12 protein-coding genes are annotated in these 18,442 nt (G+C 71.6%); 10 read left to right on the forward strand and 2 right to left on the reverse strand.

The window, feature by feature from the left end; genetic code table 11:
- Positions 1-1,069, forward strand: a 1,069-nt coding sequence (locus tag ABD323_RS26840) for a hypothetical protein (protein WP_344444550.1), incomplete at its 5' end; no start/stop codon positions are given.
- 71 nt (positions 1,070-1,140) lie between these two features.
- On the opposite strand, the gene ABD323_RS26845 is transcribed toward ABD323_RS26840, so the two are convergent.
- Both ABD323_RS26845 and eccCa read right to left on the reverse strand, forming a co-directional pair.
- On the reverse strand, positions 1,141-2,547 hold the full coding sequence (locus ABD323_RS26845) for an APC family permease (protein ID WP_344444551.1): 1,407 nt from the start codon (positions 2,545-2,547) through the stop codon (positions 1,141-1,143).
- Between the two features lie 494 nt (positions 2,548-3,041).
- Positions 3,042-6,992, reverse strand: a complete 3,951-nt coding sequence (eccCa, locus tag ABD323_RS26850; RefSeq protein WP_344444552.1) for a type VII secretion protein EccCa — start codon at positions 6,990-6,992, stop codon at positions 3,042-3,044.
- A gap of 294 nt (positions 6,993-7,286) precedes the next feature.
- Between eccCa and eccD the strand changes: the two genes are divergently transcribed.
- The 9 genes from eccD (at position 7,287) to ABD323_RS26895 (ending at position 18,388) form a co-directional block, all read left to right on the forward strand.
- A complete protein-coding gene (gene eccD / locus ABD323_RS26855; protein WP_344444553.1) occupies positions 7,287-8,744 on the forward strand; it encodes a type VII secretion integral membrane protein EccD in 1,458 nt (485 codons plus the stop codon).
- Between the two features lie 154 nt (positions 8,745-8,898).
- A complete protein-coding gene (rpsO, locus tag ABD323_RS26860; RefSeq protein WP_344444554.1) occupies positions 8,899-9,189 on the forward strand; it encodes a 30S ribosomal protein S15 in 291 nt (96 codons plus the stop codon).
- Between the two features lie 472 nt (positions 9,190-9,661).
- Complete coding sequence (locus ABD323_RS26865) at positions 9,662-11,875, forward strand: polyribonucleotide nucleotidyltransferase (protein ID WP_344444555.1); 2,214 nt, start codon at positions 9,662-9,664, stop codon at positions 11,873-11,875.
- 90 nt (positions 11,876-11,965) lie between these two features.
- Entirely contained in the window at positions 11,966-13,315 is a 1,350-nt protein-coding gene (locus ABD323_RS26870; protein WP_344444556.1) for a M16 family metallopeptidase, read from the forward strand.
- A gap of 32 nt (positions 13,316-13,347) precedes the next feature.
- On the forward strand, positions 13,348-14,109 hold the full coding sequence (gene dapB, locus ABD323_RS26875) for a 4-hydroxy-tetrahydrodipicolinate reductase (protein ID WP_344444557.1): 762 nt from the start codon (positions 13,348-13,350) through the stop codon (positions 14,107-14,109).
- A gap of 16 nt (positions 14,110-14,125) precedes the next feature.
- Entirely contained in the window at positions 14,126-14,572 is a 447-nt protein-coding gene (locus ABD323_RS26880; RefSeq protein WP_344444558.1) for a tetratricopeptide repeat protein, read from the forward strand.
- Positions 14,573-14,619: 47 nt separating this feature from the next.
- Complete coding sequence (thyX, locus tag ABD323_RS26885) at positions 14,620-15,354, forward strand: FAD-dependent thymidylate synthase (RefSeq protein WP_344444559.1); 735 nt, start codon at positions 14,620-14,622, stop codon at positions 15,352-15,354.
- 228 nt (positions 15,355-15,582) lie between these two features.
- Positions 15,583-16,494, forward strand: coding sequence for a 4-hydroxy-tetrahydrodipicolinate synthase (gene dapA / locus ABD323_RS26890; RefSeq protein ID WP_344444560.1), 912 nt, complete (start codon positions 15,583-15,585; stop codon positions 16,492-16,494).
- A 208-nt stretch (positions 16,495-16,702) separates the two neighbouring features.
- The gene (locus ABD323_RS26895; protein ID WP_344444561.1) at positions 16,703-18,388 is read left to right on the forward strand and encodes a ribonuclease J; all 1,686 of its coding nucleotides are present in this window, start codon (positions 16,703-16,705) and stop codon (positions 18,386-18,388) included.
- The last annotated feature ends 54 nt before the right edge of the window (positions 18,389-18,442 follow it).

Here is an 18,442-nt window from a genome sequence, read left to right on the forward strand (position 1 = left end):
CCCGGCCCCCAGCCCGCCCCCCACGGACGCCGGCCCCGCCGGGCCCTCGACCACCGGCGCCGCCTCCCCCGGCACCGCACCGGCGGTCGGCAAGGACCAGCTGCTGGCCTCGTTGAAGGGCCTGCTGCCGCCCGGCAAGGTCAGCCAGGAGGAGGCCAGCGGGACCGACGGGGGCGCCAGGGCCCTGCCGCCCCACGCCGACGTGGTCCTCGACGACGGCCACGGCGCGGCGGTGATCAGCATCGGCTTCACCCGGTACGCGCCCGGTGGCGGCACGGACTTCGCCGCGTGTCCGGACGCGACCCTGGTGCCGGTCGACGCCTGCACCGCCAGCACGCTGGCCGACGGCTCCACGCTGGTCCTGCTGCAGGGCTACGAGTACCCCGACCGGCACGTGCCCACCAAGCGCTGGGACGCCATGCTGCTGCACCCCGACGGCGGCCTGGTGACCCTCACCGAGTGGAACGCGCCGGCCGAGAAGGACGCCGCGGTCACCCGCGACGAGCCGCCGCTGACCCTCGCGCAGCTCACCGCCGTGGTCGGCGACCCCAAGGCCTGGGACCCGGTGCTGGCCGGCCTGCCGGCGCCGGCGCCGGTCACCGAGCAGCGGCTCGGCATGACCCGCCAGGAGATGATCACCGTGCTGCCCACCCTGCTGCCGGCCGGGCTGAGCACGGCCGGCGCCGACGGCCAGGACGGCTACACCCACCTGACGGTCGACGACGGCAAGGGCGCCAGCCTGGTCGAGGTCAACGCCGACGACCTGGGCCGGCGCGACGCCGACCCGCAGGCGCTGCTCGGCCCCGGGGACGTCAGCGTGCTGCCCGACGGCAGCCACCTGGTCGTCAACCGCAACGCGGACAGCGGCGGCAAGGGGGGCTCGGGCATCGTGCGCTGGACGGTCGCGGTGGTGCGCCCGGACGGCACCCGGGTGGTGGTGGCCGCCACCAACAGCGCGGCCGCCCGCCTGAACGCCACCCGGGCCACCCCGGCGCTGACCGTCGAGCAGATGCAGGCGATCGCCACCAGCCCGGCCTGGCACCTGCACCCGATCACCAGCACCCACTAGACCCCGCACGCACCTCGGCCCGGACACCCCCCAGCGGGTGTCCGGGCCGAGTCGCGTGCGGCGGTGCGGGGTCAGACCTGCTCGTCCTCGGGCAGCGTGATCACCCAGCGCGAGTCCTGGCGCGGGCGCAGGTAGAAGACCCAGTAGAGCGAGGCGGCGGCGGTGATGGCCGCGGTCCAGATCAGCGCGGTGGTGTCCAGCTGCGTCATCACGTAGACCAGCGCGACCACCAGCAGGGCGGGCAGCACCGGCCAGAGCGGCTGGCGCCAGGCCGGGGCGTCCTTGTGGGCGCCGCGGCGCGAGAAGAGCGCGGCGACGGCGACCAGCAGGTAGAGCGCGGCCACCGAGACGCCGGTGACGTTCATCAGCAGGTCGAGCTTGGCGAAGCACAGGGCGGCGCCGGGGATGCCGACCGCCAGGGTGGAGACCCAGGGGGCGTTGAAGCGGTTCAGGGTGCCGAAGGCCTTGTTGACCGGCTCGGGCCAGGCCTTGTCGCGGCCGGAGGAGAAGAGCACCCGGGAGTTCTGGATCACCATGACGATGCCGGCGTTGATGATCGCCAGCGCGATGCACAGGCTGATGAAGGTGCCCAGCGCCGAGTTGCTCCAGCCGGCCACCATGGCCGAGATGTCGCCACCGGTCAGAGTCGCCAGGTCGGGGGCGCCCAGGGTGATCGCGATCACCGGGAGCAGGATGACGACCACCGACAGGGCCAGCGTCCACAGCACGGTGCGGGCCACGTTACGGCGCGGGTTCTCCAGCTCCTCGGAGAGGTAGATCGCGGTGCTGAAGCCCTGGGTGACGAAGAGCGCCACGCCCATGGCGGCCAGCATCGCGCTGAAGCCCACCGAGGTGCTCACCCCGTTGCCGTCCGCGACCACGCCGTGCACCAGGCTGCCCACGCCGCGCTGGCTGTGCGCGAAGCCCAGGACCGAGACGACGCCGGCCGCGATCACCTCCAGCACCAGGAAGACGCCGGTGATCCAGGCGTTGGCGCGCAGGTCGAGCAGACCGGCGACGGTGGCCGCCAGCATCACCGCTGCGCCGGCCACCGGGCCGCTGACGTGCACGATCGGGGCCAGGTAGGCGGCGGTGCCGATCGCGATGACGGCGGGCACGATCATCACCACCAGCAGCGACTGGATGAAGACCAGCCAGCCGGCGAACCGTCCGGCCAGGGTGCCCACCATGGCGTACTCGCCGCCGGCGCTGGGGATCAGGGTGCCGAGCTCGGAGTAGCAGAAGGCCACCGCGACGCAGATGATCGCGCCGATGCCGATGGTCAGGGCGGTCGCGCTGCCGAGCGTGTTGAAGAGGGTCGGCACCAGGACGAAGAGCGAGGAGGCCGGTGTGACGCAGCTGAGCGTGAGCAGCGTTCCGCCCACGACGCCGAGCGAACGGTTGAGCTTGCGCGGGGCGTCCGCGGTACTGACCGTCACCGTGGGGGCGGTGGCGGGCGGGCGAAGCGTGTCGGTCATGGAGGGGGGTCCGATCGGCTCAGCGCGGCGGTGCGCGGTCCTGTGCGGTGCTGGGGTGGGGGAGCGGTATCGCCTCCGGAGGGGGTCGCCTGCGTCTGTGGTCCTGTCGCTCCCGAATCGCCATGGTGCGGTGGCGTCATGGTTGCGTCAATGCCGGTTGACCTTCGGAATCCGTTGCGGAGGAGTGCATAGTCATCCGATCCAATGATCACCTTGGGTGCTGGGGATTGATGTCCGACTTGTTACCTCTGTCCAATGGCGGATGAATCAAAGGTGAACTCTTGAAGTTGCACCCGAATCGAAGGTTTGAGTCGGGAGTGGCGGCTCGGGGCCAGGCGCCCGCAGGCGCTGCGCGGGCGGTGTGGAGTCCACCGGGCGCGCGACGATAACCGCAGCTCGGAGCCCGGAAAAAATCCATAACATTCCGGTCCGCGGACAGCGAAGGGCCGGGCGTGATCGCTCACGCCCGGCCCGTTGACCACGCAGGGTAGTGACTACTGGGGCGGCAGCCAACCGGTCTGGACCATCTGCCCGCCGGTGATCCGGCGCGAGATGAACAGGCCCCGCCCCGGCGGCAGCGGCTGCGGCTTGGCGGTGCCCAGCAGCACCCCCTCGTCCTTGTTGCCGGACAGCAGCACGCCCTGCCCGCCGAGCTCCTTCATCCGCTGCATCACCGGCTCGAACATCGAGCGGCCGGCGCCGCCCGCGTTGCGGGCGATGATCACCCGCAGGCCGATGTCCCGGGCGAAGGGCAGGAACTCCGCCAGCGGCGCCATCGGGTTGCCCGAGGAGGTGGCCACCAGCTCGTAGTCGTCCACGATCACGAACATGTCCTTGCCGCTGTACCAGCTGCGGTTGCGCAGCTGGTCGGCGGTCACGTCCGGACCGGGCAGCCGGCGCGCGCAGGCCCCGCGCAGCATGTCCACGATCGCGCTCATCGCCGGCTGGGCCGCCGCGTACTCCACCAGGTACTCCGGCGGGACCGCGCCGAGCAGCGCGCGCCGGTAGTCGCCGACCACGATGCCGGCCTGGTCGGCGGTGTAGCGCTCGGTGATCTGCTTGATCAGCATCCGCAGCACCGCCGACTTCCCCGACTCGCTCTCACCGAAGACGATGAAGAGCGGGTCGGTCTCGAAGTTGACGAAGACCGGTGCCATCTCGACCTCGTCCACGCCGAAGGCCACCCCGCGCTCGGGCAGCTCGAAGCCCTTGGGCAGCGCGTGGCCGTCCAGCACCGCCGGCAGCATCCGCACCTGCGGGGCGCGCGGGCCGCTCCAGGCCGCGCCGACCGCCTCCACCAGGCCGGCGACGCCGGTGACCAGGTCCTCGACGGACGAGGAGCCGTCCAGGCGCGGCAGGCCGCTGAGGAAGTGCAGCTTGCCGGCGGTCAGACCGCGCCCGGGCGCGCCGACCGGCACGTTCTGGGCGAGCTTGCGGTCGACCTCCGACTCCATCGAGTCGCCCAGCCGCAGCTCGGTGCGGTTCTGCAGCATGTCCTTGAGCGCCGGGCGGACCTCGGCGTAGCGCGAGGCGGTCAGCACCAGGTGGATGCCGTAGTTCAGACCGCGCTGGGCGATGTCGGCGATCACCGGCTCCAGCACCTCGAACTCCTGGCGGAAGGTGAGCCAGCCGTCCACCACCAGGAAGACGTCGCCGAACTGCTCGTCCGGCAGCTGCCCGGCCGCCCGACGGGTGCGGTAGGTGCCGATCGAGTCGATCCCGGTGGCGCGGAACAGCTCCTCGCGCCGGTTCAGCACCCCGTGGACCTCGCTGACCATCCGGCGGACCTTGTCCACGTCCAGGCGGCCCGCCACGCCACCCACGTGCGGCAGGTCCTGCACCGACTGGAAGCCGCCGCCGCCGAAGTCCAGCAGGTAGAACTGGGTCTCCACCGGGGTGTGGGTGAGCGCGAAGCCAGCCACCATGGTGCGGATCAGCGTGGACTTGCCCGAGCGCGGACCACCGACCACCAGGCCGTGGCCGGCCGAACCGGAGTAGTCCTGGTAGAGCACGTCGCGGCGCTGGTCGCGCGGCCGGTCCACGATGCCCACCGGCACCACCAGCCGGCCCAGGGCCCCGAACTCCGGCGAGGTCAGGCCGCGTTCGGGGGTGGCCTGGAGCGGCGGGACCAGCTGGTCCATGCTCGGCGCCTCCTCCAGCGGCGGCAGCCAGACCTGGTGCGCGGCGGGCCCCTGACCCACCATCCGCTGCACGATCACGTCCAGCACGGTGTCCACCAGCGCGTCGTCCAGCTGCTGCGGCTCCGGCTCGACGACCTCGGGCACCAGCGGCTCGACGACCGCCACCTCGGCCGCGGTGAAGAGCACCGGCCGGGCCCCCGAGACCCGCCCGCTGGCGCGCTGCTGCCCCGGTGCCCGGTAGGGACCCGAGACGTACGCCGCCTTGAAGCGGTCCATCACGTCGGTGCCGAACTTCAGGTAGCCGACCCCGGGCACCGGCGGCAGGTGGTAGGCGTCCGGCACGCCGATCGCCGCCCGCGACTCCGCCGCCGAGAAGGTCCGCAGACCGATCCGGTAGGAGAGGAAGGTGTCCAGGCCGCGCAGCTTGCCCTCCTCCAGGCGCTGCGAGGCCAGCAGCAGGTGCACGCCCAGCGAACGGCCGATCCGGCCGATCTGGATGAACATGTCGATGAAGTCGGGCTTGGCGGTGAGCAGTTCGGAGAACTCGTCGATGATCAGGACCAGCGAGGGCAGCGGGTCCAGGGCCGCGCCGGCGATCCGGGCCCGCTCGTACTCGTTGAGGTTCGCGTAGTTGCCCGCCGAGCGCAGCAGCTCCTGGCGGCGGTTCAGCTCGCCCTCGATCGCGTCGCGCATGCGGTCGACCAGGGTGAGCTCGCCCTCCAGGTTGGTGATCACCGCGGAGGTGTGCGGCATGTCCGCCATCCCGGCGAAGGTCGCGCCGCCCTTGAAGTCGGCGAGTACGAAGTTCAGCGTCTCCGAGGAGTGCGTCATCGCCAGCCCCAGCACCAGCGTGCGCAGCAGCTCCGACTTGCCGGACCCGGTGGCGCCCACGCACAGGCCGTGCGGGCCCATGCCCTCCAGCGCGGCCTCCTTGATGTCCAGGTGGACCAGCTCGCCGTTGGCGCCCACCCCGATCGGCACCCGCAGCTTCTCGTGCTGCGGCCGCGGCCGCCAGGTGCGCCCGACGTCCACCGAGCCGGCGTCGCCCACGCCCATCAGGTCGGTGAAGTCCAGGTTGGAGAGCAGCGGTTCGTCGTCGCCGCCGGCCGAGATCCGGTACGGCGCCAGCTGGCGGGCCAGCGCCTCGGACTGCCAGGCGGAGAGCGTGTCGGGCTTGCCCGCGTAGGAGGCGCCGGAGGCCGACTCCAGCAGCAGTTCGCCGCCACCCACGGTCACCACCAGGTGCCCGGTCGGCTCGTCCAGGTCGCCCGGCACCACCTCGATCACGGTCACCCCGTGCACGCCCTCGACGCCGGCCAGCACCGAGTCGTGCGGCACCGCGGCGCCGTCCAGCACCACCACCAGGTGCGGCTGGTCGGGAGAGGCGGGCGCGTCACGGGAGAACCGCTGGCGTCCCGACAGTTCGTCCTCCAGCAGCAGTTCCAGCTCGCCCAGCCCCGCCGCGATGAGCCGGCGCGAACCGGCGCCGTCGCTCTCCTTGCGGTGCTGGGTGTGCGGCAGCCACTTCATCCACTCCCACTCGTCGAGCGCGCCGGGCGCCGCGGCCACCGCGATCATCAGGTCGTCGGGGGAGTGCAGGGTGGTCAACTGGGCGATCATCGCCCGCACGTTGCCGTAGACCGCGTCCGGGTCGCCGCAGACCGTGATGTGGTAGAAGGCGCGCAGCGAGACGGCCAGCGGCAGGTCCTGCAGCGTGCCGTGCGCCTGCAGGAAGGTGCGCATCGCGTCGGCCGCCAGCGGCTCCAACTCGTCCATCGGCGCGGTCTGCGGGGCCACCAGCGGGGTGGCGAGCTGCTGCGAGCCGCGGCCCAGCCGGATCTGCGCGAAGTCCGGGTCGCTGGGCCGGCGCTCCCAGAGCCGGCGACCCTCCGCGACGATCGACCAGAGCTGGTCGGGCTCCGGGTGCAGGTACAGCTGCGCGCCGCGCTGGCGCTCGGCGGTGCGCCGCACCTGACGGCGCATCTGCTGCAGGTACTTCAGGTAGTCGCGGCGCTCGTCCGCCAGACCCGCGCCGCCGCCCTTGCGGGCCTTCACCACCTGGGCCACGCCCATCCCGGCGGTCGAGGCGAGCATCAGCATGCCCATGATCTTCATCATCGGCGCCTGGCCCGGCATGAAGAAGAAGGCCGCCGAACCGCCCATGCCGAGCAGCGGCAGCAGGCTCATCATCCAGTCGTCGCCACCCCCGCGGGCCAGTTCGGGCGGGGCGACCAGCTCCACCGGCTCGTCCGCCACCGCAGGCGGGTAGGCCCGAGCCGGACGCTTGACCGTGACCACACTCATCGATCCATCAGCCCTCAAGGAACGGGTCGCGGAGGGGCACCCCGGTGACTGCCTTGCCCCCGCCGCCGACCGCGGTGCGACACCCGGGCGATGCCTCACGCCCCCGGTGCGCGCCGCGCAGGGGCCGATCCTACCCAGCCCCCCGGCACGGCGGACGGGCCCCCGGGGGCCGCCTCGGTCACACCCCGGCGCCGGGCGGTAGGGTGACGCAGCGCCAACTCCGGTGGACGCGGCGCGCGGTCGCCAGGAGACGGTCCTGTGGGACAGCGGAACAGCTTGAGGGGGAGCACGCCGGTGAGCACGAACGCAACGACCGGATTCTGCCGGGTCACCGTGGTGGCACCGGACAGCCGGATCGATGTCGCCCTGCCGGAGGACGTCCCGCTCGCGGACGTCTACCCCGAGGTGCTGCGGCTCTCCGGCCAGAGCCAGGCCGACGGCGCCCCCACCGGCTTCCACCTGGTGCGCCGCGACGGCACCGTGCTGGACAGCGGCCTGCCGCTGGCCGCCCAGCAGGTGCGCGACGGCGACCTGCTGAGCCTGCGCCCGTTCGCCGAGTCGCTGCCGCCGGCCGTCTACGACGACGTCGCCGACGCCATCGCCAGCGCGGTCGAGGCCGACCGCCGGTTCTGGAGCCCGGACCTGATGCGGGCCTTCGGCCTGATCGGCGCCGGCCTGCTGATCGTGCTGCTCGGCTTCGCGCTCTGGTTCGCCGACCTGCGCCACGACATGCACGGCCTGCCCGGCGTGGTCAGCGGCGTCGCCGCCGTGGTGTTGGTGGCCTTCGCCGGCGTGCGCGCCCGGGTCTACGACGACCACGCGGCCGCGCTCACGCTGGGCATCGGCGCCCTGCCGCACGCGCTGATCGCCGGCACCGGCGTGCTCGCGGTCGCGCACCGGTACGACGGTCCGGGCCGGCTGCAGTTCCTGGTCGGCTGCGTGACCATGCTGCTGGTCGCCGTCCTGCTGGTGGGCCTGCTGCCGGAGAAGGACTCGGTCTTCGTGGCCGCGGCCGTGCTCGCGGCGGCCGGCACGCTGGCCACCTTCGCGGCCGTGCTGCTGCCCACCACCTCCGCCAGCCACATCGCCGCGGTCGCCGGCGTGGCGGCCCTCGCCGCGGTCGGCTTCCTGCCGGCCCTCTCCGCCCGCTTCGCCCGGCTGCCGGTCGGCTTCAGCGCCCCCGGCCAGACCCGCACCCGCGCCACCCGCGGCGCCGAGGAGACCAGCCGGGCCGAGGCCGTGCAGTACGAGCGGATCGCGCACCAGGCCCGGCGCGGCCACGAGGTGCTGGTCGGCCTGGTCGGCGGCGCGGCCGCGGTGGTGGTCGGCGCCTGCACCGTGCTGGGCTTCAGCGACGCGCTCTTCCCGCAGGTCCTGGCGCTGGCGCTGGGCATCTCGACGATGCTGCGGGCCCGGCTCTTCCGCTACACCGCGCAGGTCTTCAGCCTGACCATCGCCGGCCTGCTGGGCCTGGCCCTGCTGATCCTGGGCCTGTCGCTGCACACCCCGCTCTTCATCCTCAAGGCCGCCAGCACCACCGCGGTCGACCTGCGGACCATCTGGCTGGGCGGCTCGATCGCGCTGGGCGCGGCGCTGCTGACCGCCATCGCCCTGGTGGTGCCCAGCCGCGGCGTCTCGCCGTTCTGGGGCCGTATCCTCGACCTGGTGGACAGCCTGCTGCTGATGTCGCTGGTCCCGCTGGCGCTCGCGGTGCTCGACATCTACTCCCGGGTCCGGGGTGCGACCAGCTGACTGGTACCCTTGGCCTTCGACCGTCGCCGTGGCATGACCGCAATCGCGGTGGATGTCCGACGGTGTCCCCCGGGGCACCGACGGTTCGATGCCGAGTTCTCGTAGATCCTGTGCTGTAGACCAGGGTCACTCGGTTCATGTTGAAGGAGTTGCCGTGGCTCTCGACGCCGCTGTCAAGAAGCAGATCTTCGCCGATTTCGGCCAGAAGGAGGGCGACACCGGCTCTCCTGAGGTCCAGGTCGCGATGCTCTCGCGCCGGATCTCGGACCTGACCGAGCACCTCAAGTTCCACAAGCACGACCACCACAGCCGTCGTGGCCTGCTGATCCTGGTCGGCCAGCGCCGCCGCCTCCTGCAGTACCTGGCCAAGAAGGACATCGAGCGCTTCCGTACGCTCGTCGACCGCCTCGGCATCCGCCGCGGTGCCGCCGGTGGCGCCCGCTAAGACCGTCGCCCGGGGCGGCTCCCCACACCGGGGAGCCGCCCCTCGCGCATACCGCCCCGGGGTCCCCGGGGCACACCGCCCCGGACCCGTCCGGGACGGAGAATTTCCTGGCCGCCTCCCGGGGCGGCCGAGATTCACATCGTAGGGTTGTGGGCATGCCCGGTGAGGGCGCGGGAGACGCGCTCCACCCGAGCAGCACAACCGCCCAGCGGGCCGCAGGCTTCAAACGGAAGCCGCCCGCATCCCGAGAGCGTCCGTTCGCCGAGGCGCAGAGCCCCGGCACAGCGAGTCCGCCGAGCAGGTCCGACAGCCGAGAGGCGCCGGTCCTCGGTAGTGGCCGCCGGGAGTCCCACCGACACCGCGTGGGAGAGCCCGGGGGCTTCGATCGAAGACCGGCCCGGCAGGTCAGGGCCACCGGAGGGCAAGCGCGGGGGCGCTCTGCGGGAGACGTACGAAAGAGGAGATCTTCCAGGTGGAAGAGAACGTGTTCTACGCCGAGGCCGTGATCGACAACGGTTCCTTCGGCACCCGTACCATCCGCTTCGAGACCGGCCGGCTGGCCCGTCAGGCCGCCGGCTCCGCCGTGGCCTACCTGGACGACGACACCATGGTGCTGTCGGCCACCAGCGCCTCCAAGCAGCCGAAGGAGCACTTCGACTTCTTCCCGCTGACGGTGGACGTCGAGGAGCGGATGTACGCCGCGGGCCGGATCCCCGGCTCGTTCTTCCGTCGTGAGGGCCGTCCCTCCGAGGACGCCATCCTGACCTGCCGGCTGATCGACCGCCCGCTGCGCCCGTCCTTCGTCAAGGGCCTGCGCAACGAGATCCAGGTCGTCGTCACCGTCATGGCGCTCAACCCCGACCACCTGTACGACGTGGTGGCCATCAACGCGGCCTCCGCCTCCACCCAGCTGGCCGGCCTGCCGTTCTCCGGCCCGATCGGCGGCGTCCGCGTCGCGCTGATCAAGGGCCAGTGGGTGGCCTTCCCGACCCACACCGAGCTCGAGGACGCCGTCTTCGACATGGTCGTGGCCGGCCGCACGCTGCCGGACGGCGACGTCGCGATCATGATGGTCGAGGCCGAGGCCACCACCAAGACGATCAAGCTCGTCGAGGGCGGCGCCGACGCGCCGACCGAGGACGTGGTCGCCGCCGGTCTGGACGCCGCGAAGCCGTTCATCAAGGTGCTCTGCGCCGCGCAGTCCAAGCTGGCCGCCCAGGCCGCCAAGCCCACCGGCACCTTCCCGGTCTTCCTGGAGTACCAGGACGACGTGCTGGCCGCGCTGACCGCCGCCGTCAAGGACGAGCTGTCCAAGGCGCTGACGATCGCCGGCAAGCAGGAGCGCCAGAACGAGCTGGACCGCGTCAAGGCGCTGGCCGGCGAGAAGCTCCTGCCGGAGTTCGAGGGCCGCGAGAAGGAGATCAGCGCCGCCTACAACGCGCTGACCAAGAAGATCGTGCGCGAGCGCGTCATCAAGGACAAGGTCCGCATCGACGGCCGCGGCGTCACGGACATCCGTACGCTGGCCGCCGAGGTCGAGGCCATCCCGCGCGTGCACGGCTCGGCGCTCTTCGAGCGTGGCGAGACCCAGATCCTGGGCGTCACCACCCTCAACATGCTCCGGATGGAGCAGCAGCTCGACACGCTCTCCCCGGAGACGCGTCGCCGCTACATGCACAACTACAACTTCCCGCCGTACTCGGTCGGCGAGACCGGCCGCGTGGGTTCGCCCAAGCGCCGCGAGATCGGCCACGGCGCGCTGGCCGAGCGGGCGATCCTGCCCGTGCTGCCGACCCGCGAGGAGTTCCCCTACGCGATCCGCCAGGTCTCCGAGGCGCTGGGCTCCAACGGCTCCACCTCGATGGGCTCGGTCTGCGCCTCCACCATGTCGCTGCTGAACGCCGGTGTGCCGCTGAAGGCCGCCGTCGCCGGCATCGCCATGGGCCTCATCTCGCAGGAGATCGACGGTGAGACGCACTACGTCGCGCTGACCGACATCCTGGGTGCCGAGGACGCGTACGGCGACATGGACTTCAAGGTCGCCGGTACCCGCAACTTCATCACCGCCCTGCAGCTGGACACCAAGCTGAACGGCATCCCGGCCTCCGTCCTGGCCGCCGCGCTCAAGCAGGCCAAGGACGCCCGTCTGCACATCCTCGATGTGATGAACGAGGCCATCGACGCGCCCGACGAGATGTCGCCGAACGCGCCGCGCATCATCACCATCAAGATCCCGGTGGACAAGATCGGTGAGGTCATCGGCCCGAAGGGCAAGATGATCAACCAGATCCAGGAGGACACCGGCGCGGACATCACCATCGAGGACGACGGCACCATCTACATCGGTGCGGTCGACGGTCCCTCGGCGGAGGCTGCCCGTACGACGATCAACCAGATCGCCAACCCGACCATGCCGGAGGTCGGCGAGCGCTACCTGGGCACCGTGGTGAAGACCACGACGTTCGGCGCGTTCGTCTCGCTCATGCCGGGCAAGGACGGCCTGCTGCACATCTCGCAGATCCGCAAGCTCGCCGGTGGCAAGCGCGTGGAGAACGTCGAGGACGTGCTGGGCGTCGGCGCCAAGGTGCAGGTCGAGATCGCCGAGATCGACCCGCGCGGCAAGCTCTCGCTGATCCCGGTCGTCGAGGGCGAAGAGGGCGACGAGGCCGCCCCCGCGGCCGAGTGACGAACCCCTAGCTGGACCCGCGGCCCGTACGCCCCTCGCGGCGTACGGGCCGCACCCTGTTGTTCACGGATTCGGAAAGAGGGATGGCCTGTGGCCCAGGCTTCGGCGGCCAAGCAGCGCCCCGGTAGCACCCGCACCCTGCTCAAGGGCGTGGACGGCGCCGGCACGGTGCGCCGCACCGTCCTGCCCGGCGGCCTGCGGGTCGTCACCGAGACCCTGCCGACGGTGCGCTCCGCGACCTTCGGCATCTGGGTCGGCGTCGGTTCCCGGGACGAGACCCCGGTGCTGAACGGCGCCGCGCACTACCTGGAGCACCTGCTCTTCAAGGGCACCGAGCGGCGCAGCGCGCTGGAGATCTCGGCGGCCCTGGACGCGGTCGGCGGCGAGATGAACGCCTTCACCGCCAAGGAGAACACCTGCTACTACGCGCGGGTGCTCGACACCGACCTGCCGCTGGCCATCGACGTGGTCTGCGACATGCTCACCGGCTCGCTGATCCGCCCCGAGGACGTGGAGGCCGAGCGCGGCGTCATCCTCGAGGAGATGGCGATGGCCGAGGACGACCCGGGCGACGTGGTGCACGACCTGTTCGCCAAGGCGATCTACGGCACCGCCCCGCTGGGCCGGCCGATCCTGGGCACCCAGGAGACGGTCACCGCGCTGACCCGCGACCAGATCGCCGGCTTCTTCCGGCGCCGCTACAAGCCCGAGAACCTGGTGGTCGCGGCGGCCGGGAACCTGGACCACCGCAAGGTCGTCCAGCAGGTCGAGGCCGCCTTCGCCGGCATGCTCGCCAAGTCGGACGCGACACCCTCCGACGCCCGCCGCGGCGTGAAGTCGGTGCGCACGGCCGGCCGCCTGGAGGTGCTGAACCGGCCCACCGAGCAGGCCCACCTGGTGCTGGGCGTGCCGGGGGTGCCCCGGCACGACGAACGGCGCTGGGCGCTGGGCGTGCTGAACGCGGCGCTCGGCGGCGGGATGAGCTCGCGGCTCTTCCAGGAGGTGCGCGAGAAGCGCGGCCTGGCCTACTCGGTCTACTCGTACTCCTCCTCCTACTCCGACAGCGGCCTGTTCGGCATCTACGCCGGCTGCCAGCCCAAGCGGGTCGAGGAGGTGCTGAAGATCTGCCGCGCCGAGCTCGAGAAGGTCGTCGCCGAGGGCATCACCGAGGAGGAGCTGGCCCGGGCGATCGGCCAGATCTCCGGCTCCACCGTGCTCGGCATGGAGGACACCGGCTCGCTGATGAACCGGATCGGCAAGGCCGAGCTCAGCTACGGCCACCACCTCTCGGTGGACGAGATGCTGGCCAAAATCGCCGGCGTGACCCTGGAGGACGTGCACGCGGTCGCCCGCGACGTGCTCGGGGCCAACCGTCCCTCGCTGGCGCTGATCGGGCCGATCGCCGACAAGCGCGCCGCCAAGCTCGCCGACCTGATCTGACGCCGACCGGCGCCGCCCCGAAAGGACACCCCATGACCCTGCGCGTAGCCGTCATCGGCGCCACCGGGCGGATCGGCTCGGAGGCCGTCAAGGCCGTCGAGGCCGCCGCCGACCTGGAGCTGGTCGCCGCCCTGGGACGCGACTCGGACCTGGCCGGTCTGGTCGAGAGCGGCGCCCAGGTGGCCGTCGAGCTGACCCACCCCGACGCGGTGCTGCGGAACCTGGAGTTCTGCACCGCCAACGGCATCCACACGGTGGTCGGCACCACCGGCTGGACGCCCGAGCGCCTCGACCTGCTGAACGGCTGGCTGGCCGCCGCGCCCGGCACCACCAGCGGCCCGGTCGGCTGCCTCATCGCGCCGAACTTCTCCATCGGCGCGGTGCTCACCATGCAGTTCGCCCAGCAGGCGGCCAAGTACTTCGAGACCGTCGAGGTCGTCGAGCTGCACCACAACCGCAAGGCCGACGCCCCCTCGGGTACCGCCACCCGCACCGCCCAGCTGATCGCGGCCGCGCGCGACGCGGCCGGCCTGCCCCGGCAGGACGACCCGACCACGCACGGCCTCGACGGCGCCCGCGGCGCCGACGTGGACGGCGTGCCGGTGCACTCGGTGCGGCTGCGCGGCCTGCTGGCGCACCAGGAGGTGCTCTTCGGCGACACCGGCGAGACCCTGACCGTCCGCCACGACTCGCTGCACCACAGCTGCTTCATGCCCGGCATCCTGCTGGGCGTGCGGCGGGTGGTGCAGACCCCCGGGCTGACCTTCGGCCTCGAGAACTTCCTGGACCTGTGAGCTCGGTGATATCCAGATGACCTCCCGTACCGGCTTCTTCGCGCTCGCCGCCGTGCTCTTCCTGACCGCTCTGGTCTGCGTCGGCGAGGGCGTCCAACTCATCGCCACCGGCAAGCCGTTCGGCATCGGCATCGGCATCTGCGCGTTCGTCATCCCGGGCATCGGGCTCTGGTTCCTGCGCCAGACGGTGCGGTTCGGGCGGACCACCGAGGCGATGTCGCGCGAACTGGAGGCCGAGGGCGGCCTGCCGGTGGACGAGCTGAAGCGCACCACCGGCGGGCGGATCGACCGCGCCTCGGCCGACGCGGTCTTCGCCCGGCGCCGGGCCGAGGCCGAGGCCACCCCCGGCGACTGGCGGGTCTGGTTCCGCCTCGCCGTCGCCTACGCGGACGCCGGGGACACCCCGCGCGCCCGCAAGACCATGCACCACGCCATCCGGCTGCGCACGCAGGCGCTCTCCTGAGCAGGCCCTAGGCTGTCCGCGACGATGGTTCAGAACGAGGAGTACGCGTGACCGACGCAGTGGGGACACCCCCGACCTTCCGCAGCGACGTCACGGTGGAGCTGGTCCGCAGCGCGGCCACCGACACCGACGTGATCTGGGCCGCCCGGGTCTCGACCGCGGGGGAGCAGTCCCTGGAAGCTGTGCAGCAGGACCCGGAGAAGTCCAAGGGCCTGATCAACTTCCTGATGCGCGACCGCCACGGCACGCCCTTCGAGCACAACTCGATGACCTTCTTCATCAGCGCGCCGATCTTCGTCTTCCGCGAGTTCCAGCGCCACCGCGCGGGCTGGTCCTACAACGAGGAGAGCGGGCGCTACCGCGAGCTGCAGCCGGTCTTCTACGTGCCGGGCGCCGAGCGCAAGCTGGTCCAGCAGGGCCGGCCGGGCAAGTACGAGTTCCACGAGGGCACCGCGAAGCAGCACCGGACGGTGGCCGAGTCGATGGAGCGGGCCTACCGCCACGCCTACACGGAGTACCAGGAGATGCTCGACGCCGGGGTGGCGCGCGAGGTGGCCCGGGCCGTGCTGCCGGTGGGGCTCTTCTCCTCCATGTACGCGACCTGCAACGCGCGCTCGCTGATGCACTTCCTCTCGCTGCGGACCAAGGACGAGCGGGCCGCGGTGCCCTCGTTCCCGCAGCGCGAGATCGAGATGGTGGCCGAGCTGATGGAGGCTCAGTGGGAGCAGCTGATGCCGCTCACCCATGCGGCCTTCAACGCGCACGGCCGCGTCGCGCCCTGACCTGGACCGATAGGCATATGGGCGCATTGGTCCGCCCTGTCCGGATTGCGACCGGTTCGAGCGCTCCCTAGGCTCAGGACACGGATTCCGGTGCTGCTTGAACCCCCGAGCAGGTAGCACCGGAATCCTATGGTTTGTCCGGGTTCTGGCCGTCGGTCAGCGTGCCTGATGTCCGAACACTGGACCGGCCCCGCAGCCTGCCCACCGCCTACGAGTATTTTTGGACCCATGGCTCCGACCTCCACACCGACAGCTCCGACCACCGGCCCCTTCGGCCGGGTCCTGACCGCGATGGTGACCCCGTTCACCCACGACGGCGGACTCGACCTCGACGGTGCCCAGCGCCTCGCTACCCACCTCGTCGACTCCGGCAACGACGGCCTGGTGCTCAACGGCACCACCGGCGAATCGCCGACCACCAGCGACGCCGAGAAGGACCGGCTGGTGCGGGCCGTGGTGGAGGCGGTCGGAGACCGGGCGCACGTGGTGGCGGGGGTCGGCACCAACGACACCGCCCACAGCATCGAGCTGGCCCGGCAGGCCGAGGCCGCCGGCGCCCACGGGCTGCTGGTCGTCACGCCGTACTACAGCAAGCCCCCGCAGGAGGGCCTGTACCGGCACAACACCGCCGTCGCGGACGCCACCGGCCTGCCGGTGATGCTCTACGACATCCCCGGCCGCAGCGGCGTCGCGCTGGGCCATGAGACCCTGGTGCGGCTCGGCGAGCACCCGCGGATCGTCGCCAACAAGGACGCCAAGGGCGACCTGGGCGCCGCCTCCTGGGCGATCGCCCGCTCGGGCCTGGCCTGGTACTCCGGCGACGACATCCTGAACCTGCCGCTGCTCTCGGTCGGTGCCGTGGGCACGGTCAGCGTGGTCGGTCACCTGGTGGCCGGCCGGCTGCGCGAGATGATCGACGCGCACACCGCGGGCCAGGTGGCGCGGGCCACCGAGATCCACCAGAGCCTGCTGCCGGTCTTCAGCGGGATGTTCCGCACCCAGGGCCTGATCCTCACCAAGGCGGCGCTGGCGCTGGGCGGCCTGCCGGCCGGTCCGGTGCGGCTGCCGCTGGTCGACGCCACGCCCGAGGAGATCGTGCAATTGAAGGAGGATCTCGCCGCCGGCGGGGTACACCTGTAGCAGAGACGAACGTGCGCGCCCCGGCTCGCCGGGTCCCCCTTCCGCTTCCGGGGAACCCGCCGCTGGACCGGAGAACAGGCGCGAGGCACCACAAGCCAACCGCTCGGTGACGGGCGGACCGACCGAAAAGGTACCTAGCGAAGCCGCACGCCATATGTCAGCAGGGGAGGTCCCCGGGCATATGGCGTGCTGCGTGAAGGAGAGTCTTTTGAGCCACCCCCATCCCGAACTCGGCGCACCCCCCGCACTCGCGCCGAACGCGATCCGCATCACCCCGCTCGGCGGCCTCGGGGAGATCGGCCGCAACATGACGCTGCTGGAGTACGCCGGTCGGCTGCTCATCATCGACTGCGGCGTGCTCTTCCCCGAGGACGAGCAGCCCGGCATCGACCTGATCCTGCCGGACTTCTCCTCGATCCGGGAGCGCCTGGACAAGGTCGACGGCATCGTCCTCACCCACGGCCACGAGGACCACATCGGGGCCGTCCCGTACCTGCTCCGGGAGAACCCGGACATTCCGCTGATCGGCTCGAAGCTGACGTTGGCGCTGATCGAGGCCAAGCTCGTCGAGCACCGGATCCGCCCCTACGTGCTCGAGGTGGCGGAGGGGCAGCGCGAGCAGATCGGCCCCTTCAACTGCGAGTTCATCGCGGTCAACCACTCCATCCCGGACGCCCTCGCGGTGGCCGTGCGGACCCCGGCCGGCATGGTCGTCGCCACCGGTGACTTCAAGATGGACCAGCTGCCGCTGGACGGCCGGCTCACCGACCTGCCCGCCTTCGCCCGGCTGGCCGAGGAGGGCATCGACCTGCTGCTGGTGGACTCCACCAACGCCGAGGTCCCCGGCTTCATCCCGCACGAGCGCGACATCTCCGCGGCGTTGCGAACCGTCTTCTCCAACGCGAACAAGCGCATCATCGTCGCCTCCTTCGCCAGCCACGTGCACCGCATCCAGCAGGTGCTGGACGCCGCGCACGAGCACAAGCGCAAGGTCGCCTTCGTGGGCCGCTCGATGGTCCGCAACATGGGCATCGCGCGCGACCTGGGCTACCTCAAGGTCCCGGCCAACCTGATCGTCGACGTCAAGCAGCTCGACGACCTGCCGGACCGCGAGGTCGTGCTGGTCTGCACCGGCTCGCAGGGCGAGCCGATGGCCGCGCTCTCCCGGATGGCCAACCGCGACCACCAGATCCGGATCGTCGAGGGCGACACCGTGATCATGGCCTCCTCGCTGATCCCGGGCAACGAGACCGCGATCTACCGGGTCATCAACGGCCTGACCCGCTGGGGCGCCAACGTCGTGCACAAGGGCAACGCCAAGGTGCACGTCTCGGGGCACGCCTCGGCGGGCGAGCTGCTGTACTTCTTCAACATCTGCAAGCCCAAGAACCTGATGCCGGTGCACGGCGAGTGGCGCCACCTGCGCGCCTGCGCCGACCTCGGGATCAAGACCGGTGTGCCCAAGCACCGCACGGTCATCGCCGAGGACGGCGTGGCCGTCGACCTGGTCGACGGCGTCGCCAAGATCGTCGGCAAGGTGCAGGCCGGGTACGTCTACGTGGACGGCTCCTCGGTCGGCGACATCACCGAGTCCTCGCTGAAGGACCGTCGGATCCTGGGCGAGGAGGGCTTCATCTCGGTCTTCGTCGTGGTGGACTCCTCCTCCGGCAAGATCGTCAGCGGCCCCACCATCCAGGCCCGCGGCTCCGGCATCGACGACAACGCCTTCGGGCCCGTCGTCCAGAAGCTGGAGGAGGCGCTGCGCAAGTCCGCCGACAACGGCGTGCTGGAGGTGCGCCAGGTCCAGCAGCTGGTGCGCCGCACCATCGGCAAGTGGGTGGCGGACAACTACCGTCGCCGGCCGATGATCCTGCCGGTCGTCGTCGAGGTCTGACGCGCACGGCGGGTGAACACCCCGACCGGCCCCGGGCAGCGCGGCTGCCCGGGG

Source organism: Kitasatospora nipponensis (assembly GCF_039528135.1).
Taxonomy (GTDB): Bacteria; Actinomycetota; Actinomycetes; order Streptomycetales; family Streptomycetaceae; genus Kitasatospora; species Kitasatospora nipponensis.